Here is a 24,905-nt window from a genome sequence, read left to right on the forward strand (position 1 = left end):
GGGGCCGGTCGCGATCAGTCGCTGGTGACCCGCTCACCCTCGACGAGCCGGCGACGACGCTCGGCGTCGGTGGCCAGCTCGACGACGACATCGGCCGCGAGCAGCACGACCGAGCCGTCCGAGCCGTAGGCCGAGAGGACGGCGGCCAGGACTGTGGCGAGCGTCCGGCCGCCCGCGCCGTCCGGCGGCTCGATCAGGAGCCGCGGCGACCTGGTGCCGGAGGTGTCGGCCGGGGCCCACGCGGGGTGGTGACCGGCCGCCGCCCAGTCCAGGAGGTCCTGGTGGGCGACGGACCGACCGCCGAGCACCAGGGCGTCCGCCGCCGGGTCGGGCTCCGGCACCCAGGTGAGCACGTCGCCGTAGGTCATCACGGCGGCGGCGGCATCGGTCGCGCCGACCGGGAGGTCGCCGTCGAAGGCACGTGCGAGGGCCGGCAGCGCGACCGCCACGAGGTCGGCCGGGTGGACGGTCTGGCCGAAGGCCGTGGGCCGGTGGGTGACCACGACGTCGCAGCCGGCTGCGACGGTGAGGTCCTCGCCCTCGAGCAGCACGACAGTCGCGCCGACGCGCCAGACCGCGAGCGACCACACCACGGCGCGCCAGTGCGCCGGGAGGTCGACCAGGACCCGGGTGCCCGGGCCCGCCTCGTACTCCTCGACGAGCAGGTTCACCGTCTTGGTCACCCAGTTGTCCAGCACGTGGCCGGACAGCTCGATGCGCTCGCCGCCGGAGCCGTACCAGGTCAGCCGGGGGCGTCCCGGATCGGCCGTCAGGCGTGCAAGGAGCGCCGGGACGGGGACGCGGGAGGGTCGAGATGCCACCGGGCAAGCGTAGGAGAGTGCGGTCCCGTCGAGGGCGTCCGTCCAGCGCCAGAAGCGCGTCGAGGGGCCCGGGGACCGGCGGTTCGGGGCACCTGCCCGGATTTCACCCGCTACCGACCCCGCCGAGCGCGCGATCTAACACATCTCGGCTTGACTATCGGGAACGACACGCGTGTAATTCCATCAATGCAGTTCTCCCGGCGAAGCCCGGGACAGCGCATCACAACACTGCGCATCGCACCCGAGGCGCAGGTACGGACGGCGCAGGCAGCAGGCGGAGACCCTCAGGGGCACCGAGGCGGGCACGGAGGCTCTGGACATGTGGAACTTGCTCAACGACGACGCAGCGTTCCCTACCGATCAGGCACGCCCCGGGGGCGTCGCCCCGGTCCTCCCGCTGTTCGGGACGGCCGACGACGACGCCACGATGGGCTGGCAGGAGCGTGCACTGTGCGCTCAGACGGACCCCGAGGCGTTCTTCCCCGAGAAGGGCGGCTCGACCCGGGAGGCCAAGAAGGTCTGCACGGGTTGCGAGGTCCAGGCCGAGTGCCTCGAGTACGCGCTGGCCAACGACGAGCGCTTCGGCATCTGGGGCGGTCTGTCGGAGCGCGAGCGGCGCAAGCTCAAGAAGCGCGTCGTCTGACTGCGCCATCTGGCGCATGATGGGACCCGATGACTGAGGCGCGCGCGGAGACGGTCGGCGGCTACGCCCGACCCCGCACGGTCCAGGTCACGGCCGTCGTGGTGACCCGTGGCCACACCGAGTACCTCGAACCGACGCTCGCGGCACTGGCCGCACAGACCCGGGCACCCCAGCAGGTCCTCGTCATCGACGCCGGCGCGTCGGCACCCGAGGCCGACCTCGCGGAGCTGCTGGCCGCGCGATGGTCGGCAGGACCGCCCGATCCGGAGCGCGCGGCGGTCCTTGCCACCCCCGACGCGCGGACCTTCGGTGATGCGGTCCGCAGCGGGCTGGCGCAGGCACCGTCCGTGACCGCTGCCGGCGAGCCGTCGCCGGGCGCCGGCCACGACGCCCGCGGCTGGCTCTGGCTCCTGCACGACGACAGCGCCCCCGAGCCGACCGCACTGGCCGAGCTGCTGCGTGCCGTGGAGATCGCCCCGTCCGTCGCGATCGCCGGCTGCAAGCAGCAGTCCTGGGCGGATCCCGTGCGCGTGCTCGAGGTGGGGCTGACGACCTCACGGTTCGGGCGCCGGATGACCGGGCTGGACGAGCCGGAGGTCGACCAGGGGCAGCACGACGGGCGCGAGGACGTCCTGGCCGTCGGACTGGCCGGGGCGCTCGTGCGCCGCGACGTCTGGGACGCGCTCGGCGGACCCGACCCGGCGCTCGGCCCCTACGGCGACGGCCTGGACCTGTCCCGTCGGGCGCGGCTCGCCGGTCATCGCGTCGTCGTCGTGCCGCGGGCCGTCGTGCGGCACGCCCAGGCCTCGCTCGCCGTGCCGGTCGGTGGGGCGACGGTCGACCGACCCGGCTGGGACGCCCGCCGCTCGAGCCAGGCACGTCGGGAGGCGTTCGTGCACGCCCAGCTCGTCGGCGTGCCGGCGGCCCTGGTGCCCCTGGTCGCGGTGGTCGCGGTGGTCAGCTCCGTCGCGCGCGCGCTGGGCCGCTTCGTGACCAAGGAGCCGCACCTGGTCGTCGCGGAGCTCCTCGCACCCTGGGCCGTGCTGGCGCGTCCGGCCCGCCTGCTGCGTGCGCGTCGTACCGCTGCGACGACCAGGCGGATGGCGCGCAGGTCGCTGCGACCCCTCCAGGTCACGTGGCGTGAGGTCGTCGGCGTCGCGCGGGACCGCAGCCTCGCCGCCGCGGAGCGCAGGCGCATCCGCCAGGCGCCGAGCGAGCTCGAGCTCGCCGAGCTCGCGGCGCTGCGCAGCCGGCGTCGCGTGGGGCTGGCGACAGTGCTCGTGCTCGCTGCCGCGCTGAGCATCGCCGTCCTCGGCCCGGTGCTGACCCAGGTCGCCGGTGGCGCGCGGCTCACCGGTGGGACGCTGGCGTACGGCGACGCCGGGCTGGGCGAGGTCTGGTCGACGGTCACCTCGGGCTGGGTCGCTGCCGGGCTGGGGGAGCCGGGCCCGACGGACCCGATCCTGGTCGCACTCGCCCCGCTGATCGCGGTGACCGGCAGCGTCGGGGGTGCGGTCGCCGTACTGCTCCTCGGCTCGATCGTCCTCGCGGCGCTCGGCGCGTGGTTCGCCGCCGGTGCGGCGACCCGGTCGATCGGCCTGCGCGCGTGGGCCACGCTCGTCTGGGTCGGTGCACCTGCGCTGCTGCTCGGGCTCGGCCAGGTCCGCCTCGGTGGCGTCCTGGCTCATGCGGCCCTGCCGTGGGTCGTGCTCGGGGTCGCGCGAGGTCTCGGGGTCGCCCGGGTCGACGCCGTGGAGTCCGGACTCGTCGGCGCGCTGCGGGAGGGGCACCAGGTGAGCGTTCCGGTGCGCACGACGGTCGTCCGCACCGCGGAGGCATCGCTCGCTGCCGCGGCCGGTGCCGGGCTGGCGCTCGCCCTGGTCACGGCCGCGGCGCCGGTGCTGCTGCCGTTCGGCCTGGTCGCCCTCGCCGCGGTGGCCGTGACGGTCAGCCGTCGACGGCGGCTGGCCTGGGTCGTGCTGCCGTCGCTCGCGGTGCAGGGCCCGATGATCGCCGAGGCGGTCGGGACCTGGTCGCGGGGCGGCTGGCGGCTGCTCGTGGCCGATCCCGGGCTCCCGCTGGTCGGGCAGGGTGCGCCCGGCTGGCAGCAGCTGCTCGGCTGGCCCGTGACCCCGCCCCCGTGGATCGACCTGCCCGATCCGGTGGCGGCTGTCGCGCCGTTCGTCGCGACCGGGGTCGTCGTCGCCGTTGCCGTGCTCGCCCTGCTTGTCGCCGGCCGGGCCGGCCGTGCGGTGCGGGCCGGCTGGCTCGTGGCGGCCTGCGGGCTGGCTGCAGCCGTGGTGGCCGCGCGCGTCGAGGTGGGCGTGGCGGACGGCGTCCTGGCGACCGCGTGGAGCGGACCGGGGGTCAGCCTCGCCCTCGCGGGGCTCCTCACCGCCGCGCTCGTCGGGGCGACCGGTCTGCGGGCGACGATGGCCGGGCACACGTTCGGCTGGCGGCAGGTCTGCGCCGGCTCCGTCGGACTGCTCGCCGTGCTCGGTCCGCTGCTGACCCTGGCCGCCTGGACCTGGGACGCCCGGGTGGGTGACGGGCTCGCGATGACCACGTCGGAGCTCCCCGTCGTGCCGGCGGTCGGCGGTCAGATGCAGTCCTCGCCGGACGACAGCCGGGTCCTGGAGCTCGAGACGGACCTGGACGGGCAGGTCCGGGCGACGTTGCTCCGCCGCGACGGCATCCAGCTGACCGACCTGTCCCGGGCGACCGCCGTGCGCGACGTGACCGGTGCCTACGGCGACGCCACGGCCGCCGTGGCGGACGCCGCCGAGACGGAGGTCGCCGACCTCGCGGCCCGCCTGACCAGCGGCGCCGATGCCGACGTCGTCGTCCGGCTGGCCCGACTGGGGGTGGGTGCCGTCCTGGTCCCGCCGGTCGGGACCGGCCCCGGGGCGCAGGACGAGGCCGCTCGATCGGCCGTCGTCGGTCGGCTGGACTCCACCGCGGGCCTCGAGCGGGCGACCGAGACCGAGTCGGGCGTCATCTGGCGGGTTGCCGCCGGTGACCTCGGGTCCACGGTGGCCTGGGCCCGGCTGGTGTCTGCCGGGTCCGCCGAGGACGGTCTGCTCGGGCCGATCGCGGCGCAGGACGGCCGGATCGACACCGACGTGCCCGCAGGCGACGGGCAGCGCCTGGTGATCCTTGCCGAGCGTTCGGACGCGGGGTGGCGGGCCACCCTCGACGGCCGGCCGCTGCGGGCCGTCGAGACCGGCTGGCAGCAGGCCTTCGAGATCGGCCCGGCCGGCGGCCACCTCGTGGTCGCCCACTCGGTGCCGGGGCGCACGCCGTGGCTCGCACTGCAGGGAGCCGTCATGCTGGTCACCGTCCTGCTCGCACTGCCGGTCCGACGGCGCCGAGGAGGTCAGCGATGACAGAGCCGACCGAGCCGACCGAAACGACCGAGCCGACCGAGAGCCGGCCACCGGTCCGGCGCGCCGTGCGCGTCCGCTCGCTCCTGGCCAGGGCCGGATCCGCGGTGCTCGTCCTCGGGGTCACGGCGGCCGTCGTCGCCATGGCGACCGTCGAGCCGGTCCCGGCGCAGGTCCCCGTACCGCCGCTGCTCGTCGAGGTGCCCGCCCCGACCGCCGTCGTGGCCTGCCCCGGGACGACGCGGGTGCCGACCGAGCCCGAGGCGGGCGGCGACGTCGTGTACGACCCGCAGTTCGACCCGGCGCCGGGGGAGACCGTCGCGCGCCTGCAGGCGATCACCGCGGCCCCGTCGGCCACGACGCCGGGTGAGGAGACCAGCGCCGGCGATCCTGCCGCGACCGGCACGCTGGACCCGCTCGACGCGACCGCTGCCGCCCTGGCGGTGCTCGAACCGGTGGGAGCTGCGGCAGCCGCGGGCATCGGGAACCTGACGGGGGCCGTCGTCGTCCGCGGTGAGCCACGGGGCGCCGTGCCCGCGTGGGTCGCCGGTGCCGTCTCCTCGCGCACCGCGGAGGGTGACCTGCGCGGCCTCGCCGCAGCGTCGTGCCAGCGGCCGGGCACCGAGACCTGGCTCGTCGGTGGGAGCACCTCGCTCGGCTCGAGCAGCCGGCTCGTGCTGCAGAACCCGGGCCGGACCCCGGCTCTCGTCAGGCTGGAGCTGTGGGGACCGTCCGGTGCGGTGGAGCCGGCAGGGTCGCCCGAGTACCTCGTCCCGGCGGGACAGGAGCGCGTCGTCCTGCTCGAGGGCGTCGCAGCCGAGCAGCGGCGCATCGTCGCCCGGGTCACGTCCTCGGGCGGGCTGGTGACCGCCTACCTGCAGGACAGCGAGCTCCGTGGCCTCGTCCCGGCGGGGGTCGACCTCGTCGTCGCCGGCCAGGCGCCGGCCACCCACCAGGTCGTGCCAGGGCTCTCGGTCATGCAGACCGCGGCGGACGGCGTCGACACCTCGGTGCTTCGCCTCCTGGTGCCGGGAGCAGAACCCGGGTCCGCCGCGATCACGTTGCTCGGGGCGCAGGGTCCCGTGACGCTGCCGGGCACGGCCTCGGTCTCGCTCGAGGCGGGCGCCGTGCTCGACGTCCCGCTCGGCGGCCTGCCCGCAGGCGACTACACGGTCGTGGTCGACGCCGACGTCCCGGTCGTCGCCGGCGCCCTGCTCACCCGTGGGGCCGGCGTCGGCGGGCCCGACGACGGGTCGTCGGAGGATCGCCCGCTCGAGCGGGCCTGGGCGGCGAGCGCGCCGACCGGTGCGGGCCTGCTGGCGCTGCCGGCCGGCTCCCTGGGACGGCTGCTCGTCGCGGCCGTCCCGGACCCGGCGCTGCAGGGCCCGGCCGAGGCGACCCTCGTGGTGATCGGCGCTGACGGTGCCGTGCTCGGCGAACGGAGCCTGAGCATCCCGGCCGGCACGACGACGGCGCTCCCGCTCGATGCCCTGCTCGACCGGGCGGACGACGCAGCGGGCGCCGCCACGCCGGCCGAGCTCGCCCACCCGGCCGGCGTCGTGCTCCGGACCGCAGACCCGCGGCTGACCTGGGCTGCCGTCCTGGTGACGCCGGACGCCGCCGGCGACCTGGTCTCGGTCCTGACGCCGGTCGCGCCCCAGGTGGTCCGGGCCGAGGTGCCGGTGCGGGTGCGCTGAGACGAGCTCGGCGGGCGTTGCTCAGCGGGCCGAGCTCAGCGGGCGTTGCGCAGCTCGAACGCCTGGCGGACCGCAAGGCCAGCGCGCACCGCGGTGCGGACCGGCCAGTGGTACCAGCGGTCGTACCGCCGGCACAGGTAGCGGGCCGCGCTCGCGTGGTGCGCGCGGATCATCGACGCCGGCCGCTCACGCCAGGAGGTTCCCCCGACGTGGGTGACCTCGGCAGCCGGGACGTGCACGTTGGCCCATCCCGCCCGCCCGAGCCGTTCGCCGAGGTCCAGGTCCTCGAAGAACATGAAGTAGCCCTCGTCGAAGCCGCCGACCTGCTCGAACGCCTCGCGACGCAGGAGCAGGCAGGCGCCGGAGAGCCATCCGGCCGGGCGTTCGGCGGTCGTCACGGCCTCCTGACGCCGCTGGTAGGCGACGGTCCACGGGTTCGTGGGCCAGATCCGGCCGAGGAGTGCGTGGCCCACGCCCTGGGTCAGCGAGGGCAGCTCGCGGGCCGACGGGTACCGCGTCCCGTCCGGGTTGAGGAGCGCCGGACCGAACGCGCCGGCCTCCGGGTGCCGGGCCGCGGCTGCGAGCAGCACGTCGAGCGAGCCGTCGTGCCAGACGATGTCCGGGTTGACCACCACGAGCCACGGCTGCTGCGCGCCCCGGGCCCCCAGGTTGGCTGCGCGCCCGTAGCCGAGGTTGCCGCCCGCGTCGAGGAGCACCGCGCCGTGCTCGTGGGCCACCGCGGTGACCCGTGCGTGGTCGGTCCCGTTCTCGACGAGCACGAGCTCGACGTCGGCCGTCGTGGTGGCCGAGCGGAGCGACCGCGCGAAGTCGGCGAGCTCCGGCCCGGGGTTGTACGTCACGCACACGACTCTCAGGGATGTGCGCTCGGGCGTGCTCATGGTGGGCACAACCCTAGTCGCGTCTCCCGGTGCCGGGCTCAGACCCGATACCCCGGGTCCACGTCCTCCGGTGGCCGTGCCAGGAGGTGGGCGACCTGCTCGACCAGGACGTCGCGCACGAGGTCGGCGAGGTCCGTCTCGTCCACGGCCCGGGTCTCCACCGGTCGCCGGTAGACGACGATCCGCGCGGGCATCCCGGCGTCCGCGGGGAAGTAGCGGCCGAGCGGGACGCCGCCGTGCTCCCACGGTGCGGGGTGCGAGGGCGGGACCTCCTCGACGGCGAACTCGGTGCCCTCGAGCTGACGGGCCCATCGGCGCTCGAGCCGCTCGACGGCGCCGAGCACGTGGTCGTCGAACCGCTCGGCCCGGGTGCGGTACGCCGGCAGGGCGGGCGGGACGAGCGGGCCGCGCAGGCCACGTCCCCGACGGTCACGGCGGCGGGGTGCGAGTGCGGCCTGGCCGTCGGCCGGGTTCCGGCGTGCGGGGATGCTGCTCACGGCGCCACTGTACGACGCGACGGACCGGCGTGGACCGGCGCCACGTCGGTGTGGTGGCCGGTGCGGCCGGTGCGGCCGGTCGGTGCCGCCGGTCGGGCGGCGGCGTGGTGTGGACAGGGTGTCGGTGGGCACAGGTACCCTCGGGAGCTGTGAGATCAGGACGGCAGTGTTCCCGCAGCGCCTGCGGTCGGCCTGCCGTCGCGACGCTCACCTACGTGTACTCGGACTCCACAGCGGTCCTCGGACCGCTCGCCCAGCTCGCCGAGCCGCACTCCTACGACTTGTGCAGCGAGCACGCCGGCCGGTTGACCGCGCCACGTGGCTGGGAGGTCGTCCGCCTCACCCCGGAGTTCATCCCGACCGGTCCGACGCCCGACGACCTGGTGGCGCTGGCGGAGGCCGTCCGGGAGGCCGGTCGTCCACGACGTGCCGAGGTCCTGCCCGAGCCCGCCGGCACCGAGATCGCGCGTCGCGGCCACCTGCGGGTCCTGCGCGGCGAGGGCGTCTGACAGCGGTGCGTCCGGCGGACGGTGGGGATGCGACGCGCGCAGCGGACCCCGATCGGTGCTCGACCTGCGGGAGCGAGGCGTTGACCCGACTGCCGGTGGTCCTGACCGACGGCACGGACGTGATCTTCATGTCCTGCCAGCGATGCGAGCGCCGGGAGTGGCTGACCGCAGCCGAGGACGGGGTCTGGACCAGCATCCCGATCGAGTCGGTGCTCGCTCGCTCGGCCCGCAAGCCCCGCTGAGACCCCGTCCCGGACGCCGCTGGTCGACCTCGAGGCACCCCCAGGCGCCTGGACTCACTAGGCTGCCGCCGTGACGACTACGCCCGAGACCACCGCTCCGCACGCCGACGACCTGCCCGACCTCACCGGCCTGATCAAGGCCTATGACGTCCGTGGCGTCGTCCCGGACCAGTTCAGCCCCGACGTCGCGCGGGCCATCGGCGCTGCCTTCGCCGAGGTCGTCGTGCTCGCGGACGGCGCCGACGCGGTCGTCCACCCGGACACCGGTCGTCCGTTCGTCGTCATCGGCAGAGACATGCGGCCGTCCGGTCCTGAGCTCGGCGCTGCCTTCGCCGAGGGCGTGACCGGGCGCGGCGTCGACGTCGAGCTCATCGGGCTCTGCTCGACGGATGGCCTCTACCACGCCTCGGGCGCGCTCGGCGTCCCCGGTGCGATGTTCACCGCGAGCCACAACCCGGCCCGGTACAACGGCATCAAGATGTGCCGCTCCGGCGCGCGGCCGGTCGGCCAGGACACCGGACTCTCGGCTGTCCGCGACCTCTCGTCGCAGTACCTCGCCACCGGCGTCCCGGTGCTGGCCGAGGGGCGCGGCGAGGTGACCGAGCGCGAGATGCTCGGCGAGTACGCCGACTTCCTGCGCGGGCTCGTCGACCTGTCCGGCATCCGGCCGCTCAAGGTCGTCGTCGACGCCGGTAACGGCATGGCCGGCCTGACCGCACCGGCCGTCCTCGGCACGGCCGGTGGGCTGCCGGCACTGCCGCTCGACGTCGTCCCGCTGTACTTCGAGCTCGACGGCACCTTCCCCAACCACGAGGCCAACCCGCTCGAGCCGAAGAACCTGGTCGACCTGCAGGCCGCCGTGGTCGAGCACGGCGCCGACATCGGCCTCGCCTTCGACGGCGACGCCGACCGCTGCTTCGTCATCGACGAGCGCGGCGCGCCGGTCAGCCCGTCCGCGATCACCGCACTCGTCGGGCTCCGTGAGGTGGCCCGCGAGGTCGCCGCCGGGCGCCGGCCGACGGTGATCCACAACCTGATCACCTCCAGGATCGTGCCGGAGCTGCTCACGGCCGCCGGCGCCCGGACCGTGCGCACCCGGGTCGGCCACTCGTACATCAAGTCCGAGATGGCCGAGCAGGACGCCGTGTTCGGCGGTGAGCACAGCGCGCACTACTACTTCCGCGACTTCTTCTTCGCCGACACCGGGATGCTCGCCGCGATGCACGTGCTGGCTGCCCTCGGCAACGCGCGGTCCGCCGACGGCGGGCCGGTCACGCTGAGCAGGCTCGCCGAGTCCTACGAGCCGTACGCCGCGAGCGGCGAGATCAACTCCCGGGTGGTCGACGTGCCGGCGGCGCGTGCGCGCGTCGTCGAGGCGTACGTGACCCAGCAGGGCGCCGGACCGGTCGTGGTCGACGAGCTGGACGGCCTGACCGTCTCGCACTGGGACGACCAGCCGCGCTGGTGGTTCAACCTGCGGCCGTCCAACACCGAGCCGCTGCTGCGGCTGAACGTCGAGGCGGCCGACGACGACGTGATGACCAAGGTGCGGGACGACGTCCTGGCCCTGGTCCGGGCCGACTCCGCGGCCGACGGGAGCTGACCATGGCCGACCTCGTCCTCCCGCTCGAACCCTGGGTCCGCGAGATCCTGCGGTGCCCGGCGTGCGGGTCGACCCTCGCCGACCGTGCTGCCGCCGACGGGAGCCCCGAGCTGGTCTGCGAGTCCGCGGCCTGCGCCCGGGCGTACCCGGTGCGCCGGGGCATCCCGGTGCTCCTGGTCGACGAGGCCGCACCTGCCACCGGGACGGTCTGAGTGTCCACCGGTCACGGCAACAAGGCGATCATCGCCGCGTTGTCCGCCAACCTCGGGATCGCTGTCACGAAGTTCGTCGCCTACCTCCTGACCGGCTCGAGCTCGATGCTCGCGGAGTCGGTGCACTCGGTCGCGGACTCCGGCAACCAGATCCTGCTGCTCGTGGGGGGCAGGCGCGCGCGGCGGGAGGCCAGCGCGGCGCACCCGTTCGGCTACGGGCGTGAGCGGTACCTCTACTCCTTCATCGTCGCCATCGTGCTGTTCTCGGTCGGTGGCCTGTTCGCCCTCTACGAGGCGTGGCACAAGTGGTCCGACCCGCACGGGCTCGAGGGCCGGTGGTGGTGGGTGCCGATCGTGGTCCTCGTCGCCGCCATCGCCATGGAGAGCTTCTCCTTCCGGACGGCGATCGTCGAGTCGAACCTCGTCCGCGGGAAGCGGACCTGGATCGGGTTCGTCCGCGGGGCGAAGGCGCCGGAGCTCCCGGTCATCCTGCTCGAGGACCTCGGCGCACTCGTCGGCCTGACGCTCGCCCTCGGCGGGGTCGGCATGACCCTGATCACCGGGGACGGGCGGTGGGACGCTGCCGGCACGGCCTGCATCGGCGTGCTCCTCGTGATCATCGCTGCGATCCTCGCGATCGAGACGCGGTCGCTGCTGCTCGGGGAGTCCGCCAGCACGGAGCACATCACCGCGATCGAGGGTGCCCTGCTCGGCGACGGGGTGCTGTCGGTCATCCACCTGCGCACCCTGCACATCGGGCCGGAGGAGCTGCTCGTCGCCGCCAAGATCGAGGTCGACGTCGCGGAGACCGCGACCGAGGTCGCCGAGGCGATCGACGCCGCCGAGGCTCGGGTCCGGGCCGCCGTACCGATCGCGGGGCTGATCTACCTCGAGCCCGATCTGCGGCGGGCCGTCGCCGCGTCGGACGGCAGCGACGGGACGGGACCGGCCTGACGGTCGGGCTGCTCCTCGGCGAACCGGCCGTGCGCACCGTACGATGGTCGTGCTCGGCGCAGGTGATGCCGTCGGCCCGGAGGGGCCGCGCCCAGCAACGAACGCACGACGAACGGACGCAGCGCACCGGACTGGTGCCGACGGTCGACCCTCAGGTCGAGCCGTCGGGCGCGGTCCGGCGGCTCGTCCGCCGTGTTCCCTGCGCCCGTCCGCCCACGAACGATCCCCGAACCCCGAGGTGACCATGTCCACGAGCACCCCCACCACCTTCGACGAGCAGCCTGGCCGCTACAAGGTCCGCAGCCTTGCGCTCGCCGAGTCCGGTCGGCACCAGATCCGCCTCGCCGAGCACGAGATGCCCGGCCTGATGGCGCTGCGCGACGAGTTCGCCACGACGAAGCCCCTCGCCGGCGCCCGCATCACCGGCTCCCTGCACATGACCGTCCAGACCGCCGTCCTGATCGAGACCCTCGTGGCCCTCGGCGCCGAGGTCCGCTGGGCCTCGTGCAACATCTTCTCGACCCAGGACGAGGCTGCTGCGGCCGTCGCCGTCGGCCCGCACGGCACGGCGTCGGACCCCCAGGGCGTGCCGATCTTCGCGTGGAAGGGCGAGACCCTCGCCGAGTACTGGGACTGCACCGAGCAGATCCTGGTCTGGCCCGGCGGCACGGGGCCGAACATGATCCTCGACGACGGGGGCGATGCGACGCTCCTGGTGCACAAGGGTGTCGAGCTCGAGTCACTCGGCGCCGTCCCGGCCGACGGCGCTCCGGGCGAGCCCGGCTACTCCGAGGAGCACAACCTGGTCCTCGGTGTCCTGCGTCGGTCGATCACGCTGGACCCGCAGCGCTGGACGAGCATCGCGGCCGACATCCTGGGCGTGACCGAGGAGACCACGACCGGTGTGCACCGGCTGTACCAGCTCGCCGAGGTCGGCCGGCTGCTGTTCCCGGCGATCAACGTCAACGACTCGGTGACCAAGTCCAAGTTCGACAACAAGTACGGCATCCGGCACTCGCTGCCGGACGGGATCAACCGGGCGACCGACATCCTGATGGGCGGCAAGGTCGCCTTCGTCGCGGGCTACGGCGACGTCGGCAAGGGTGCGGCGGAGGCGTTCCGTGGTCAGGGTGCCCGTGTCGTGGTCAGCGAGATCGACCCGATCTGCGCGCTGCAGGCGGCGATGGACGGCTACCAGGTCGTGCGGATCGAGGATGTCGTCGCCGAGGCGGACTTCTTCATCACCACGACGGGCAACCGCGACGTGATCACCGCCGAGCACATGGCCGCCATGCGGGACAAGGCAGTGGTCGGCAACATCGGCCACTTCGACAACGAGATCGACATCGCCGGCCTCACCGGTGTGCCCGGCGTCGTCCGCACCGAGATCAAGCCCCAGGTGCACGAGTGGATCTTCCCGGCGACGGCCGATCGGCCGGAGCACTCGATCATCGTGCTCTCCGAGGGGCGCCTGCTCAACCTCGGCAACGCGACGGGCCACCCGTCGTTCGTGATGAGCAACTCGTTCTCGAACCAGGTGATCGCGCAGATCGAGCTCTTCACCAGGCGCGAGGAGTACCCGATCGCCGTCCACCGGCTGCCCAAGGTCCTCGACGAGAAGGTCGCCAGGCTGCACCTCGACGCGCTCGGTGTGCACCTGACCGAGCTGACCAAGGTGCAGGCCGAATACCTGGGCATCGACGCGGCCGGTCCCTACAAGGCCGACCACTACCGCTACTGACCCCCACCCCACCCGTCGTCGGACCGGTGCCTCCCGGACCGGTGCCTCCCGGACCGGGGGTCACCGGTCCGGGACGGCGGGGTGGTCGCGGCGGTCGGGCTGGTTGCGGTGGTCGGGCCGGTCGGGCTGCGGCCGCGGCCGGTCCGGCCATACTCGGGTGATGCGACTGTCGCTCGGGGCCACGGCCCTCGTCGGCATGCTCGTGCTCGGCGGGTGTGCGACGCCGCAGCCCGGTCCGGGGCCGTCGCGGACCGCGGCCCCCGCTGTGTCGCCGGCTGTCTCGCCCACTGTGCCGCCGGCTGTCTCGCCCACCGTGCCGCCCACCGTGTCACCCACGGTGCCGCGCGCCTCGGCGGCCGAGCCGGTGCCCATGTTCGCCTCGTCGGTGGGGCCGATCACCCCGGAGCTCGCCGAGCGGATGGCGGCCTCGTGGCGGCCGGGCTGCCCGGTGCCCCTTGAGGACCTGCGGTACGTGACGGTCGCCCACGTCGACCCGGACGGCGTCGTCCGGACGGGCGAGCTCGTCGTGCACGCCGACGTGGCCGACGGCATCGTCGGTGTCTTCGCCGCCCTGTTCGAGGCCCGCTACCCGATCAGCTCGATGCGACTGGTCGACGACTTCGGCGCCGACGACAGCGCGTCGATGGCGGCGGACAACACCTCGGCGTTCAACTGCCGGCCGATCACCGGTGGCACGGCCTGGTCGGAGCACGCCTACGGCACGGCGATCGACGTCAACCCGGTCGAGAACCCCTACGTCGTCGGTGGACACGTGGCGCCGCGCGCGGGCCGGGAGTTCACCAGCCGGCCGGATCTGCCCGGGGTGATCCACCCCGACGACGCCGTCGTCACCGCGTTCGCGGCCGCGGGCTGGCAGTGGGGTGGCGCCTGGAGCAGTCCGATCGACTACCAGCACTTCTCGGTCAGCGGTCGCTGAGACCTCAGTCGACCGGGTCCGGGACCGCGTGCGGCAACCGGTGCAGCAGGAGCGCCTCGGACCGCGCGATGCTCGCCGCCCGCATCGCATGGGCGTACTCGCGGTCACGCCGTTCGGTCAGGACGGCCGCCAGGAACCGTTCGGGGTGCGTGCCCGGCGGGGGCCCGGGGGCCACATAGCCCTCGATCTCGGCGGCGAGCTCGGTGCCGAGCCGGACCCGGGACGCCTGGTGCAGCTTCTCGGCGCGGCCGAGGAACTGGCGTGCGGCCAGTGCGACGCCGTCCGGCAGGCGGCGGATGTCCGCTGCCCGGACCCACCCGGCCAGCTCGGGGGGCATGAACAGGGGCGGCAGGGCCCGCTGGCCGCCGCGCACGCGCACCGCGTAGGTCCCGGCCAGGAGGTCGCCGAGCCGCTTGCCCTGGGGGTGCGCGAGCGACGTCATCAGGGCGATGCCCCCGGCCGTCATCCACATCTCCAGCACCCCGACCAGCGCCCGGATGATCGCGTGCCGCGCCCGCACGGGTCCGCCGTCGTCCCGAACGACCCTGATCCCCATCACGAGCTTGCCGAGGGACCGCCCGCGGGTCAGCGTCTCGACGGTGGCCGGGATCACGATCGTGACGATCACGAGCGCTGTGATCCCCAGCGCCGCGCCGGCAGCCGGGTCGAGCTCGTCGATGATGTTCCCGGCAAGAGCCAGGACCGCGGTCCCGACGATGACGAGCGCTGCCACGTCGATCAGCGCGCCAAGCATCCGGGTGGCGAAGGACGCGGGGCGGGCGTCGAGGACGACGCCCTCGCCGATGAGGATCTCGTCCCGCACATGCCCTCCTGCTCCTGGTCCGCTGCGGTCCCGGATGCCCCGCCGTGGGGATCCTGCCACAGGTCGCGCTCGCCGCGGGGTGGCCGGACGTCCGCGAGCGCGGCCGCACTTGAGTACCTCGCGTCACGTGCCGATGGGCTGGTGGGACGGGTGGCACCGCCGGCCGGTGGTCGACGGCGACGGTGGGCCCCGAAGCGTCATGCCCCGCGAGGCAGCAGCCACGACCGAGGAGCGTTCGATGAGCACGACCCCTGCCGGGTGGTACCCGGACCCCGAGCGACCTGGTCGGCAGCGCTGGTTCGACGGCACGGTCTGGACGGAGCACGTCCAGCCCGACGGTGCCCCTGCGCCGGGCCTGCCCGCGGCAGTGGTCGGCTACGGGCCGGCCGGTGGTCCACCCGTCGCCCCCTGGGAGGTGGGTCGCGGCCGGCCGGGGTACGCCCCGCAGCCGGGTGCCCAGGGGCCGTACGGGCAGCAGCCGTACGGGTTCACGCCGATCTACGTCCCGGCACCTCGCAAGGGCTGGTCGCCGGCCGTCATCGTGCTCGCCGTCGTCGGCGGGCTCGTCGTGCTCGGGATCCTCGCCGCCATCGCGATCCCGGTCTTCCTGAACCAGCGCAACGACGCGGCCGTCGCCGGTCTCGACTACCTGAGCTGCGACGGGATCGCGGCCGATGCCGTGACCTACTCGAACGACGGCACGGACCCGGCTGCGACGCCGCTCGTGGACATCACCGAGATCGAGCTCGTCGAGGACCTGCGCGAGTCCGCCCAGGTGCCCTTCGGCGCTGCCGAGGAGCTCGTGCTCGACTGCCGTGGTGTCGCGCAGTGGTCTGACGGACTGGTCCAGCCGATCCGGATCTGGGCAGCGATCGACTCGGAGGTCGAGGTCTGGATCAACTGGCAGGGCGACTACTGATCGCGTCCGGCTGGTCACGGCTGGTCACGGCCGGTCGTCGGCACCCCGTCTCACGGCCGGTCGGCCGCATCCCGCCCGGACCGGGTGTGGCAGGCTACCGGCCGTGGACCTCGACGCGTTCTCGGCCGTGCACGGACCCGCCTGGGCCCGCCTCGACGAGCTGGCCAAGCAGCGGCGGCTCACCGGTGCCGAGAGCGATGAGATCGTCCTGCTCTACCAGGAGGTCGCCACGCACCTGTCGACAGTGCGGTCCGTGGCCCCGGACCCGTCGGTCGTCTCGCAGCTCTCCGACGTCCTCGGCCGCGCACGTGCGGCGATCGCCGGCTCGCACGACCCGTCGTGGTCGGACGCCGCACGCTTCCTGGTCGTGAGTCTGCCGGCCGCCCTGTACCGGATCCGCTGGTGGACCGTCGTCATCGCGGTGGCCTGCTGCGCGGTGGCCGTCGTCGCGGGCGCCAACGTGTACTCCGATCCGGCGGCGCAGGCCGCCATGGGTACGCCGAGCCAGCTCGAGGCCTACGCCGAGCAGGAGTTCGCGAACTACTACACGAACAACCCCGGCCAGAGCTTCGCTGCGCAGGTCTGGACCAACAACGCGTGGATCGCCATGCAGTGCGTCGCCTTCGGCATCACGGGCTGGCCGCTGATGGTGCTCTGGCAGAACGCCGTGGGCGTCGGGGCGGCCGGTGGGGTGATGGCGCTGCACGGCGGCCTCGACGTGTTCTTCCAGCTGATCCTGCCGCACGGCCTGATGGAGCTCACGGCGATCTTCGTCGCGGGCGCCGCCGGTCTGAAGATCTTCTGGACGGTGATCGACCCCGGTGGCCGGCCGCGCGGCCGTGCGGTGTCCGAGGAGGGCAGGGCGCTGTTCACCGTCGCCCTCGGGCTGGTGGGTGTGCTGGCCGTCTCGGGCCTCGTCGAGGGCTTCGTGACCCCGTCCGACCTCCCGTGGGGGCTCAAGATCGCGATCGGCACCGTGGTGCTGGCCGCGTTCTGGGCCTACGTGCTCGTCCTCGGTCGGCGCGCGGTGCTCGGCGGCGAGACCGGGGACCTGCGCGCGGAGCACAACGTCGACCAGCTGCCGATCGCTGCCTGACCGCCCTGACCGGCTCGTCAGCGGGCCCAGGTCCGTCAGGCCGCGAGTCGCGCGCCGTGGACGTGTGCGTCGTCGGCCATGAGGCGGACGAGCGCCTCGGCCTCGGCGAGCACCGCAGCCCGGTGCTCGCGCACCGAGCCCGACGGCTCGAGCGGCGCGACGACCAGCGTCGCGGCCCGGGTGGCCGCGCGACCGGTGCCCTCCCGTGACCGCTCGATCGTCCAGGTCCCGGCCACCATGCCGTCGACCAGCACGGTTCCCGGTGAGTAGCCGTTCGGGGTCACCAGCCGACGCCGGTGCTCGTCCGTGACGATGCGCGTCCGGTCCGCGTGGCTCAGGGTCAGGTTGTCGAAGTCCGGCAGGAACCGCACCGGGGGCGTCTCGGCCGCTGCGGGACGGTGGGCGTCGGGCAGGTCGAACAGCTCCCGGCCGGGACGGCCCGACGGGGTCGGTGGGCAGCGGAAGACCACGAGCCCGGGTCGGAGCCGCTCGAGGACCGTGCCCAGCCCGGTCAGGCCGCACCACGCCTGCAGATCGGCGACGCTCGCTGGGCCGAAGGCACCGAGATACCGCAGCGCGACCTCCTCGAGCGCCGCGAGCCGCGCGTCCGGGTCGGACAGGTCGACCGGCTCCCGGCCGAGCCACGCGCGGGTCGTGGTCCAGGTCGTCGCCCCGGACCGGCCCCACAGCCCGCGCGGGGTCACCTGGACCAGCGGCAGGGTTCCCCGGGCCGCGTAGGCCAGGGCGTGCGCGTCGGTGTCCCAGCGTTGCGCGAGCCGGTTACCCAGGGCGACCGGTGTCATCGGCTCGGACTCGAGGAGGTCGCGAGCCGCGGCGGCCAGCTCGCCCAGGTCGACCTCGCGCAGCGGCGGTCCGTAGGTGGCGTTCCGCCTCAGGTCACCGGCGAGCAGCGGCTCGATCAGGGCGGGCAGGAGCAGCGCGTCGTCGGCCGTCACGAGGTGGATGGTGCCGCGCATCACCGCGATCCGGGTGACCGTCCGGTTCGCCATCGCCTCGCTCAGCTCCTCGGGGCCGAAGCCGGCGAGCCTGCTCCACAGAGCCGGGTAGGGCGACGACGGGTTCTGCGCCTGCAGCCCCACGAGGTGGTGGACCGCCTGGACCGCGGTCAGCGACGCACGGGCCAGCAGGTGCTGACGGCTCAGCAGCGCGCGGTTGAGCTCGACGGGCGTCAGCGCGTCGTCGCCGGGACTCGGGCGGGTCACCACGGCGCGAGGCTACCGGCGCCCGCGGACACGGACCGCCCGGGCGCCCGAGTCGCTCAGCCCAGCAGGCCGGTGCTCAGCCCAGCAGGCCGAGGACCGGCAGGAGGAACACCGCCACCATCGCGACGGCGATCACGAGCGCGACCGTGCGGACCTGGCGACGTCGCCGCTCGGCTGCTGGGCGGTACGGTCCGGTCATGGCACCATCCTCTCGCGTCACAGCCGTCCGGCGGCCTTGAGGGCCAGGTAGGTGTCCGCGAGACGGGGTGCCAGGTCGTCGGGCAGGGCGTCGACCACCTCGACCCCACGCTGCCGCAGCCGCACGGTCACCGCGGCCCGCTCGAGCTCGGTCCGCTCGGCGGCCGCGGCGTCGTAGACGTCCGCCGAGGTCTCCCGCCCGGTGCGCAGCGCGGCGACCTCGGGGTCGGCGACCGAGGCGAGGACCACCGTGTGGTCCTTCGCCAGCGGCCCGACGACGGGCAGCAGCCCGTTCTCGACGGCCGCCGGCTCGAGCGCGCTGAGCAGCACGACCAGGGCATGTTGGGAGAGGCGCTGCTGGATCGCCCCGACGACGCCGGGCCAGTCGGTCTCCACGAGGGCCGGCTCGAGCGGTGCGAGGGCGTCGGCCAGGGCGGGCAGCAGCCGTGGGCCGCTGGCGCCGGCCACCTGGGCGCGGACCCGCCGGTCGAAGGCGATGAGGTCGACGCGATCGCCCGCACGCGCCGCGAGCGCCGACAGCAGCAGGGCGGCCTCGATCGAGGCGTCGATCCGCGGCAGGTCGCCGATCCGGGCGGCCGACGTGCGCGAGGTGTCGAGGACGATCATCACGCGTCGGTCCCGCTCGGGTCGCCAGGTGCGGACCACGACCTCCGAGCGCCGTGCCGTCGCGCGCCAGTCGATCGAGCGCACGTCGTCGCCGATGACGTACTCGCGCAGCGAGTCGAACTCGGTGCCTGCGCCACGGATCTGCACCGCGGTGCGCCCGTCGAGCTCGCGGAGCCGCGCGAGGCGGCTCGGCAGGTGGCGGCGGGAGGCGAACTCCGGGAGCACCCGCAGGCGTCGCGGCACGGCGAGCGACACCTGCCGGGCGGCGAGGCCCATCGGACCGAACGACCGGATCGTGACCCGGTCGGCCAGGCGGTCCCCGCGTCGCGTCGGCACCAGCACCGTCACGACCCGGCGCGACTCACCCGACGGGAGGTCGACCCGATGCCGGTTGACGCCCGCCCCCGCCGAGGGCTGCCAGGCGTCGCGAACGAGTGCGCGCAGCCGCCGACCGGACCGGTTGGTCACGGTCAGCGTGCATGCCGTCCGCTCGGTCAGCCGCACCGACGCCGGGGTCGAGCGGCTCACGGCGACCTGGCGCGGCGACGCTGCGAGCCCGACGTCGATCGCGCACAGCACCGCGACGAGCAGGGCCCACCCGACCACGACGATCGTCACCGGTAGGAGGAGCACCGGGACGACGCCGAGAGCAGCGAGAACCACAGCCCGCCAGGTGATCGCCATCAAGTCAGCCGCTCAGCCGGTCAGCGGGGCACGGGGACGGAGGCGAGGACCGTGTCGAGCACGCTCTCGGCGGTGACGCCCTCGAGCTCGGCCTCCGCGCGCAGCTGGACCCGGTGCCGCAGGGTCGGGTGCGCCAGCGCCTTGACGTCGTCCGGCGTCACGTAGCCGCGACCCGAGAGCCACGCCCAGGCGCGCGAGGTCGCGAGCAGCGCCGTCGCGCCGCGCGGTGAGACCCCCAACGACAACGACGGCGACTGCCGCGTCGCCCGGCACACGTCGACGGCGTAGCCGAGGATCTCCGGTGACACCTGGACCAGGGCGACCTCGGCCCGCGCCCGGGCGAGCTGGTCGGCATCGGTCACCTGGCGGACGCCGGCGGCGGCGAGGTTGCGCGGGTCGAACCCTGCGGCATGGCGACGCAGGACCTCGATCTCCTGGTCCCGCTCGGGCAGCGGCAGGGTCAGCTTGAGCAGGAACCGGTCGAGCTGGGCCTCCGGCAGCGGGTAGGTCCCCTCGTACTCCACCGGGTTCTGGGTCGCGATCACCAGGAACGGGTCGGGCAGCGGCCGGGGTGTGCCGTCGACCGACACCTGCCGCTCCTCCATCGCCTCCAGGAGGGACGCCTGGGTCTTGGGCGGCGTGCGGTTGATCTCGTCGGCGAGCAGCAGGTTGGTGAACACGGGGCCCTCGCGGAACGAGAACTGCGCCGTGCGTGCGTCGTAGACGAGCGAGCCGGTGACGTCGCCGGGCATCAGGTCGGGGGTGAACTGGACGCGCTTGGTGTCCAGGGCCAGCGCCGCGCTCAGCGTGCGGACGAGCAGCGTCTTCGCCACCCCGGGGACGCCCTCGAGCAGCACGTGACCGCGGCACAGCAGTGCGATGACGAGCCCGGTCACGGCCGCGTCCTGCCCGACGACGGCCTTGCCCACCTCGGTGCGCAGCGTCGCGAGCGCCTGGCGCAGGTCGGCGGACGGCGTCGGGCCCACGGCACCGGCGGGCGCGAGATGGCTGGTCGGCCCGGTCGGCGCGGCCGGCGGTGCGCTGGGCGGTGGGGCGAACCGGTGGTCCGTCGGCGCGCCGGGTGCCGGGTGGAGGCCGGGGACCGCGGGTGCGGGCGGCTGCTGCCAGGTGGGTTCGGTCACGTGCGGTGAACCTCGCTCTCGAGCTTGTCCAGCTGCCGGGCGAGCTGCAGGAGCCCGGCGTCGTCGATGGGTGGTGGTCCGTACAGCAGGCCGGCGACCTGCTCCGTGCTGTTCCCGGTCGCCCGGGCGAGCGCGTCGATGACGTCGGTGGCCCCCGCAGATCGTGGCAGGCCCAGTCGCGCGGCCGCACGTCGTGCCGCGCCCGCCCGCAGTGCGGCGGCCGCGTGACCGCGTGATCGTGAGCGACGGTACAGGCGGCCCCGGCCGAGCGTCGTCTCGGCCGCGCGGACGGTCACCGGCAGCGGCTCGGTGACGATCCGGCCGAGCGCACGGCCGCGCCACAGGGCGAGCGCGAGCACGACGAGCAGGAGCTGGGCCGCCAGCGGGCCGGTCCAGGTGGGCATGAGCTGCCCACCCCCGGCGGAGACCTCCTCGCCGGTGTCGCCCCAGGTCGGCAGGTACCACACGAGGTGCTCGTTGCGCCCGAGGGTGCGCAGCAGGAGCGCAGCGTTGCCGTCGTCCGCGAGCCGCGCATTGGTCAGCAGGCCGATGTCGTCCAGGACGACCAGCCGGCGGCTCCCGTCGTCGAGCACGGCGTAGGCGCTCGCTGCACCGTCGACGGTGGGGAAGCAGGTGACGACGTCGGCCGAGTGCGCCGTCAGGCCCGACCCGCGGCTCTCGATGCGCTCCGCGGCCCGGGCGTCGGGGTCGGAGCAGTCGGCCTCGGACAGTGCGTAGTCGTAGCTCGTGGCGGTGCTCAGCGCACCGCCGGAGAGCGCCTCGAGGTGCGCGTACTCGGGTGAGAGGACCACCAGGTCCGCCTCGGTCTCGCCGAGCAGGCGGACCTGGTCGTCGGTCAGCGGGAAGGTGCCGGCCACCAGCAGCGTGTCGCCGGGCGCGGCCAGAGCCAGGGCCCGGGCGGAGGCCTGAACGAAGTCCACCTCGACGCCCTGGTCGCGCAGGATCTCCGCCAGGGCCCGGCCACCGAGGTCGGTCGGGTTGTCGGGCGCATAGGCGACGGTGCTCGTCCGTGGCTTCATCACGGCGGCCAGCAGGCCGACCAGCACCAGGGTGAGGACGACCGCGACCGGCCAGCGTGCGGCCCGCCAGCGCGATCGTGCCCGGGAGCGCGCCGTCGTGCCGTCCCCCAGGACAGGTGCGACCTGATCGAGCGTGGCGTAGGGCGACGGTGCCTGGGAGGGCTGGGTCGGCGGCGCGATCGTCGGATGGCTCATCGCGGCACCGCGAGCCCGTCGGAGCCGCGACCGGCGGCGGCGGAGCTGACCGGTCGTGCGGCGGCGACCCGTCGGTCGACCTCGCGCAGCCAGGCGTCGTCGTCCGCCGCCGCGGCGGCGTCGCCGTAGCAGACGTCGTCGAACAGGACGCCGGCGCGGCGCAGGTCGTCGGCGCAGGTCGGAAGGCGCCGGCCGCCGTCCCCGGCCGCCTCGTGCGCGGTCCGCCCGGGCCGCGGGTCGAGCAGTGCACGGTCCTCGAGCGACCGCAGGACGGCCCGGAAGCGGTCGAGCACGGCCTCGGCCCAGGCGCCCCGGGCCGCGAAGGCGTCGGCACTGGCGCGGAGCTCGTCGGCGCTGCGGACGTCGTCGACGAAGACCTCGACCGAGCCCCGTCCGGCGCGCCGGGCCCGCCGGACCGGTCCCGCGACGACGAGCACGACGATCGCACCGAGCACCAGCACGCCGACGACGACGAGGGTCGTGGTCCGCAGGTCGAGGCCGCTCGCGCGGTCACCGACCTTCGCGAGCTGTTCGAGGACCCAACGGATGGCCCTGGCGAGCAGGCTCTCCCGCTGCTCGTGGTAGATCGGGTCGGCCAGCTCGGTGTGGGCCCAGCGGCGGGCGGTCTCGGCATCCGGGTCGACCGGGACGTCCGCGAGCACCCTGTGCAGGGCGCCCGGGACGTGGACGAGCCGATCGAGCACCGGGTGCATCTCAGGCCTTGGCCCCGCCGGCCGCCTCGTTCGCCGCGGCCTCGGCCGCGCGGCTCAGCTCGACGTCGAGGCCTTCCCGCCGCATCCGGGTGTCGATGTAGAGCAGTGCGACGACGGCGGCGGTGAACGGCGTGGTCAGCACGGTGGCCACGACCGTGCCGACCGCGGTGATCGCCAGGTAGAGCGGGTCGGTGATGTACGTCATGTCGGTCATGCCGTCGGACGTGAACACCATGGCGAGGATGGTGACCGGGCCGATGACCAGGTACGCGACCGTCGAGACCATGAGGTTGGTCAGCAGGTAGATGCCGAAGAGCCGCCAGAAGGAGCCCTTGGACAGCGCCCAGCCGCGCTTGAAGCCGGCCATCAGCCGCTGGTCCTCGAGCATCAGGGCCGGGGTGGCGAGCAGGGTCCGCACCGAGATCCAGGCGAGCCACACCAGCATCCCTGCGCCGCCGACGAAGACCACGGCGACTGCGAGGCCGAACTGCTCGATCGCGAACAGCCCGACGAGTGCGGCGACCCACAGGATCGGGACGGACAGCATCAGCAGGATGACGAGCAGGGTCAGGCCGAGCAGACGCCAGAGCTGGGGCCGGGCGCGTGCCCACGCGTCCCCGAGCGAGACCTGCTGGCCGATCACGGAGCGGCTCACCGAGATGATCAGGAGGCCGGTCAGCATCGTGGTCACGACCAGTGTCAGGATCCCGGCGAGGACCTGCCCGGACCAGATCCCGGCGAAGTCGCCGAGGACCTGCTCGGCCTCCGCGTCGGTCGGCACACCCATCGCGTCGGCGCTCATCAGGTCGGCGAACGGGCCGAGGCTGTACCACTGCACGACGGTCTGGATCAGCACCGAGATGGTCACGACGACGGCGCTCACGCCGAACATCACGCGCGGGTTGGCGCGGATCGACCGGAAGCCGCCGTCGAAGATCTCACCGAGGCTCAGCGGGCGCAGCGGCACGATGCCACGCTGCACGGGGGCGGGACGGTAGCCGCTCGGTGCCCCGTACTGGGGCTGCCCGTACTGCGGTTGCCCGTACTGGGGCTGCCCGTACTGGGGCTGCCCGTGCTGCGGTTGCCCGTGCTGCGGTTGCCCGTGCTGCGGTTGCCCGTACTGGCTGCCGGCGTACCCGCCGGGCGGTGCGACCGGCGGTGGGCCCTGGCCGTAGCCGGGCGCCTGGCCGTACCCCGGGCCCCAGCCCGCAGGCGCAGCCGGCGGCGCAGGAGGTGCCGGCGGGCCCGCTGGGGACGTGCCGTTGTCCTGGTTCGGTTCGCTCACTTCTGCCCTGCACTCCCTGCGGCCACGGTCCACGGCTCACGCGCGCCCATCGTGCCATGTACGGGCCTGCACCGGGGCGGCCACGGCGCCGTGTGCGCAGTCGCCGTCGCGGGATGACACGATGGGTCACATGAAGGGTCGCATCCTGGTGGTCGACGACGACGTCGCGTTGGCCGAGATGATCGGCATCGTCCTGCGCTCCGAGGGCTTCGAGCCCCTGTTCTGCGCGCACGGTGACGACGCCATCGGCGCGTTCCGTGCCGGGCAGCCTGATCTTGTGCTGCTCGACCTGATGCTGCCCGGCAAGGACGGCACCGAGATCTGCCGCCTGATCCGCGCGGAGTCCGGCGTCCCGATCGTGATGCTGACGGCCAAGAGCGACACGGTCGACGTGGTCCTGGGGCTCGAGTCCGGCGCGGACGACTACATCTCGAAGCCGTTCAAGCCGAAGGAGCTCATCGCCAGGGTCCGGGCCCGGCTGCGCCGTACGGATGAACCGACGCCCGAGCACCTGACGATCGGTGACCTCGAGGTCGACGTCACGGGCCACCGGGTGACCCGGGACGACGAGCTCATCCCGCTGACGCCGCTCGAGTTCGACCTGCTGGTCGCCCTGGCCCGGAAGCCGTGGCAGGTCTTCACCCGCGAGGTGCTCCTCGAGCGGGTGTGGGGCTACCGGCACGCCGCCGACACCCGCCTGGTCAACGTGCACGTGCAGCGGCTGCGGTCGAAGATCGAGCACGACCCGGAGCACCCCGAGATCGTCGTGACGGTGCGTGGGGTCGGCTACAAGGCGGGCACCGAGTCGCCGTGAGGTGCCGC

24 protein-coding genes are annotated in these 24,905 nt (G+C 74.2%); 13 read left to right on the plus strand and 11 right to left on the minus strand.

Annotation, left to right across the window (positions count from 1 at the left end; all coding sequences use genetic code 11):
* Positions 1-14: 14 nt before the first annotated feature.
* Positions 15-821, minus strand: coding sequence for a TIGR03089 family protein (locus K415_RS0113935; protein WP_024287659.1), 807 nt, complete (start codon positions 819-821; stop codon positions 15-17).
* Between the two features lie 319 nt (positions 822-1,140).
* On the opposite strand from K415_RS0113935, the gene K415_RS0113940 reads away from it, so the two are divergent.
* From K415_RS0113940 to K415_RS21995, 3 genes are read left to right on the plus strand one after another with little or no spacing between them, the layout of a single operon-like run.
* Positions 1,141-1,464 carry a WhiB family transcriptional regulator gene (locus K415_RS0113940; protein WP_024287660.1) on the plus strand — a complete coding sequence of 108 codons (324 nt, stop codon included), beginning with the start codon at positions 1,141-1,143 and terminating at the stop codon, positions 1,462-1,464.
* A 29-nt stretch (positions 1,465-1,493) separates the two neighbouring features.
* Entirely contained in the window at positions 1,494-4,850 is a 3,357-nt protein-coding gene (locus tag K415_RS0113945; RefSeq protein WP_024287661.1) for a glycosyltransferase, read from the plus strand.
* Positions 4,847-6,544 carry a DUF5719 family protein gene (locus K415_RS21995; RefSeq protein ID WP_024287662.1) on the plus strand — a complete coding sequence of 566 codons (1,698 nt, stop codon included), beginning with the start codon at positions 4,847-4,849 and terminating at the stop codon, positions 6,542-6,544. The genes K415_RS0113945 and K415_RS21995 overlap by 4 nt, the downstream gene beginning before the upstream one ends.
* A gap of 35 nt (positions 6,545-6,579) precedes the next feature.
* Here K415_RS21995 and K415_RS0113955 read toward each other — a convergent pair whose 3' ends face one another.
* Together K415_RS0113955 and K415_RS0113960 are read right to left on the minus strand one after the other, a co-directional pair.
* Positions 6,580-7,404 (minus strand): glycosyltransferase family 2 protein, encoded by an 825-nt coding sequence (locus K415_RS0113955; RefSeq protein ID WP_231494897.1) that lies wholly within the window; start codon positions 7,402-7,404, stop codon positions 6,580-6,582.
* Between the two features lie 77 nt (positions 7,405-7,481).
* Entirely contained in the window at positions 7,482-7,940 is a 459-nt protein-coding gene (locus K415_RS0113960) for a metallopeptidase family protein (protein WP_081785244.1), read from the minus strand.
* A gap of 149 nt (positions 7,941-8,089) precedes the next feature.
* Here K415_RS0113960 and K415_RS0113965 point away from each other — a divergent pair, with 149 nt between their 5' ends.
* The 7 genes from K415_RS0113965 to K415_RS0113995 all read left to right on the plus strand — a co-directional run bounded on the left by K415_RS0113965 (position 8,090) and on the right by K415_RS0113995 (position 14,138).
* The gene (locus K415_RS0113965; RefSeq protein WP_024287665.1) at positions 8,090-8,449 is read left to right on the plus strand and encodes a DUF3499 domain-containing protein; all 360 of its coding nucleotides are present in this window, start codon (positions 8,090-8,092) and stop codon (positions 8,447-8,449) included.
* An 80-nt stretch (positions 8,450-8,529) separates the two neighbouring features.
* Complete coding sequence (locus K415_RS24050) at positions 8,530-8,691, plus strand: hypothetical protein (RefSeq protein ID WP_155859474.1); 162 nt, start codon at positions 8,530-8,532, stop codon at positions 8,689-8,691.
* Positions 8,692-8,761: 70 nt separating this feature from the next.
* Positions 8,762-10,294: a phosphomannomutase/phosphoglucomutase gene (locus K415_RS0113975; RefSeq protein ID WP_231494898.1), complete on the plus strand. Its 1,533-nt coding sequence runs from the start codon at positions 8,762-8,764 to the stop codon at positions 10,292-10,294.
* A 2-nt stretch (positions 10,295-10,296) separates the two neighbouring features.
* The gene (locus tag K415_RS0113980; protein ID WP_024287667.1) at positions 10,297-10,506 is read left to right on the plus strand and encodes a Trm112 family protein; all 210 of its coding nucleotides are present in this window, start codon (positions 10,297-10,299) and stop codon (positions 10,504-10,506) included.
* A complete protein-coding gene (locus tag K415_RS0113985; RefSeq protein ID WP_024287668.1) occupies positions 10,507-11,460 on the plus strand; it encodes a cation diffusion facilitator family transporter in 954 nt (317 codons plus the stop codon).
* 244 nt (positions 11,461-11,704) lie between these two features.
* Positions 11,705-13,201 (plus strand): adenosylhomocysteinase, encoded by a 1,497-nt coding sequence (ahcY, locus tag K415_RS0113990; RefSeq protein ID WP_024287669.1) that lies wholly within the window; start codon positions 11,705-11,707, stop codon positions 13,199-13,201.
* A 160-nt stretch (positions 13,202-13,361) separates the two neighbouring features.
* Entirely contained in the window at positions 13,362-14,138 is a 777-nt protein-coding gene (locus tag K415_RS0113995; RefSeq protein WP_051480946.1) for a M15 family metallopeptidase, read from the plus strand.
* A gap of 4 nt (positions 14,139-14,142) precedes the next feature.
* Here K415_RS0113995 and K415_RS0114000 read toward each other — a convergent pair whose 3' ends face one another.
* Entirely contained in the window at positions 14,143-14,961 is an 819-nt protein-coding gene (locus tag K415_RS0114000; protein WP_024287672.1) for an RDD family protein, read from the minus strand.
* Between the two features lie 238 nt (positions 14,962-15,199).
* Here K415_RS0114000 and K415_RS24345 point away from each other — a divergent pair, with 238 nt between their 5' ends.
* Both K415_RS24345 and K415_RS0114010 read left to right on the plus strand, forming a co-directional pair.
* Positions 15,200-15,880, plus strand: a complete 681-nt coding sequence (locus K415_RS24345; protein WP_081785245.1) for a DUF2510 domain-containing protein — start codon at positions 15,200-15,202, stop codon at positions 15,878-15,880.
* A gap of 103 nt (positions 15,881-15,983) precedes the next feature.
* Positions 15,984-16,976: a stage II sporulation protein M gene (locus tag K415_RS0114010; RefSeq protein WP_024287674.1), complete on the plus strand. Its 993-nt coding sequence runs from the start codon at positions 15,984-15,986 to the stop codon at positions 16,974-16,976.
* 35 nt (positions 16,977-17,011) lie between these two features.
* Here K415_RS0114010 and K415_RS0114015 read toward each other — a convergent pair whose 3' ends face one another.
* From K415_RS0114015 to K415_RS0114045, 7 genes are all read right to left on the minus strand, one after another.
* Positions 17,012-18,199 (minus strand): winged helix DNA-binding domain-containing protein, encoded by a 1,188-nt coding sequence (locus K415_RS0114015; RefSeq protein ID WP_231494899.1) that lies wholly within the window; start codon positions 18,197-18,199, stop codon positions 17,012-17,014.
* Between the two features lie 76 nt (positions 18,200-18,275).
* The gene (locus tag K415_RS24925; RefSeq protein ID WP_255347147.1) at positions 18,276-18,398 is read right to left on the minus strand and encodes a hypothetical protein; all 123 of its coding nucleotides are present in this window, start codon (positions 18,396-18,398) and stop codon (positions 18,276-18,278) included.
* A 17-nt stretch (positions 18,399-18,415) separates the two neighbouring features.
* On the minus strand, positions 18,416-19,708 hold the full coding sequence (locus K415_RS0114025) for a DUF58 domain-containing protein (protein ID WP_024287676.1): 1,293 nt from the start codon (positions 19,706-19,708) through the stop codon (positions 18,416-18,418).
* Between the two features lie 20 nt (positions 19,709-19,728).
* Complete coding sequence (locus tag K415_RS0114030) at positions 19,729-20,850, minus strand: AAA family ATPase (protein WP_024287677.1); 1,122 nt, start codon at positions 20,848-20,850, stop codon at positions 19,729-19,731.
* Positions 20,847-22,085, minus strand: coding sequence for a DUF4350 domain-containing protein (locus K415_RS0114035; RefSeq protein WP_024287678.1), 1,239 nt, complete (start codon positions 22,083-22,085; stop codon positions 20,847-20,849). Before K415_RS0114035 ends, K415_RS0114030 begins: the two co-directional genes overlap by 4 nt.
* Positions 22,082-22,789, minus strand: coding sequence for a DUF4129 domain-containing protein (locus K415_RS0114040; RefSeq protein ID WP_231494900.1), 708 nt, complete (start codon positions 22,787-22,789; stop codon positions 22,082-22,084). Before K415_RS0114040 ends, K415_RS0114035 begins: the two co-directional genes overlap by 4 nt.
* Positions 22,790-22,799: 10 nt before the next feature.
* Complete coding sequence (locus K415_RS0114045; protein WP_024287680.1) at positions 22,800-24,083, minus strand: hypothetical protein; 1,284 nt, start codon at positions 24,081-24,083, stop codon at positions 22,800-22,802.
* A 130-nt stretch (positions 24,084-24,213) separates the two neighbouring features.
* On the opposite strand from K415_RS0114045, the gene mtrA reads away from it, so the two are divergent.
* Entirely contained in the window at positions 24,214-24,897 is a 684-nt protein-coding gene (gene mtrA, locus K415_RS0114050; RefSeq protein ID WP_024287681.1) for an MtrAB system response regulator MtrA, read from the plus strand.
* Positions 24,898-24,905 lie beyond the last annotated feature (8 nt).

It is taken from the genome of Cellulomonas sp. KRMCY2 (assembly GCF_000526515.1).
Classification (GTDB): Bacteria; Actinomycetota; Actinomycetes; order Actinomycetales; family Cellulomonadaceae; genus Actinotalea.

What these genes read in the sequence shown, in the direction of transcription:
- K415_RS0113995 (WP_051480946.1), top strand. Translation starts at nt 13,362, where the DNA reads ATGCGACTGTCGCTCGGGGCCACGGCCCTCGTCGGCATGCTCGTGCTC.
- K415_RS24925 (WP_255347147.1), bottom strand. Translation starts at nt 18,398, where the DNA reads ATGACCGGACCGTACCGCCCAGCAGCCGAGCGGCGACGTCGCCAGGTC.
- ahcY (WP_024287669.1), top strand. Translation starts at nt 11,705, where the DNA reads ATGTCCACGAGCACCCCCACCACCTTCGACGAGCAGCCTGGCCGCTAC.
- K415_RS0113945 (WP_024287661.1), top strand. Translation starts at nt 1,494, where the DNA reads ATGACTGAGGCGCGCGCGGAGACGGTCGGCGGCTACGCCCGACCCCGC.
- mtrA (WP_024287681.1), top strand. Translation starts at nt 24,214, where the DNA reads ATGAAGGGTCGCATCCTGGTGGTCGACGACGACGTCGCGTTGGCCGAG.
- K415_RS0113980 (WP_024287667.1), top strand. Translation starts at nt 10,297, where the DNA reads ATGGCCGACCTCGTCCTCCCGCTCGAACCCTGGGTCCGCGAGATCCTG.
- K415_RS0114025 (WP_024287676.1), bottom strand. Translation starts at nt 19,708, where the DNA reads ATGGCGATCACCTGGCGGGCTGTGGTTCTCGCTGCTCTCGGCGTCGTC.
- K415_RS24345 (WP_081785245.1), top strand. Translation starts at nt 15,200, where the DNA reads ATGAGCACGACCCCTGCCGGGTGGTACCCGGACCCCGAGCGACCTGGT.
- K415_RS0113940 (WP_024287660.1), top strand. Translation starts at nt 1,141, where the DNA reads ATGTGGAACTTGCTCAACGACGACGCAGCGTTCCCTACCGATCAGGCA.
- K415_RS0114035 (WP_024287678.1), bottom strand. Translation starts at nt 22,085, where the DNA reads ATGAGCCATCCGACGATCGCGCCGCCGACCCAGCCCTCCCAGGCACCG.
- K415_RS21995 (WP_024287662.1), top strand. Translation starts at nt 4,847, where the DNA reads ATGACAGAGCCGACCGAGCCGACCGAAACGACCGAGCCGACCGAGAGC.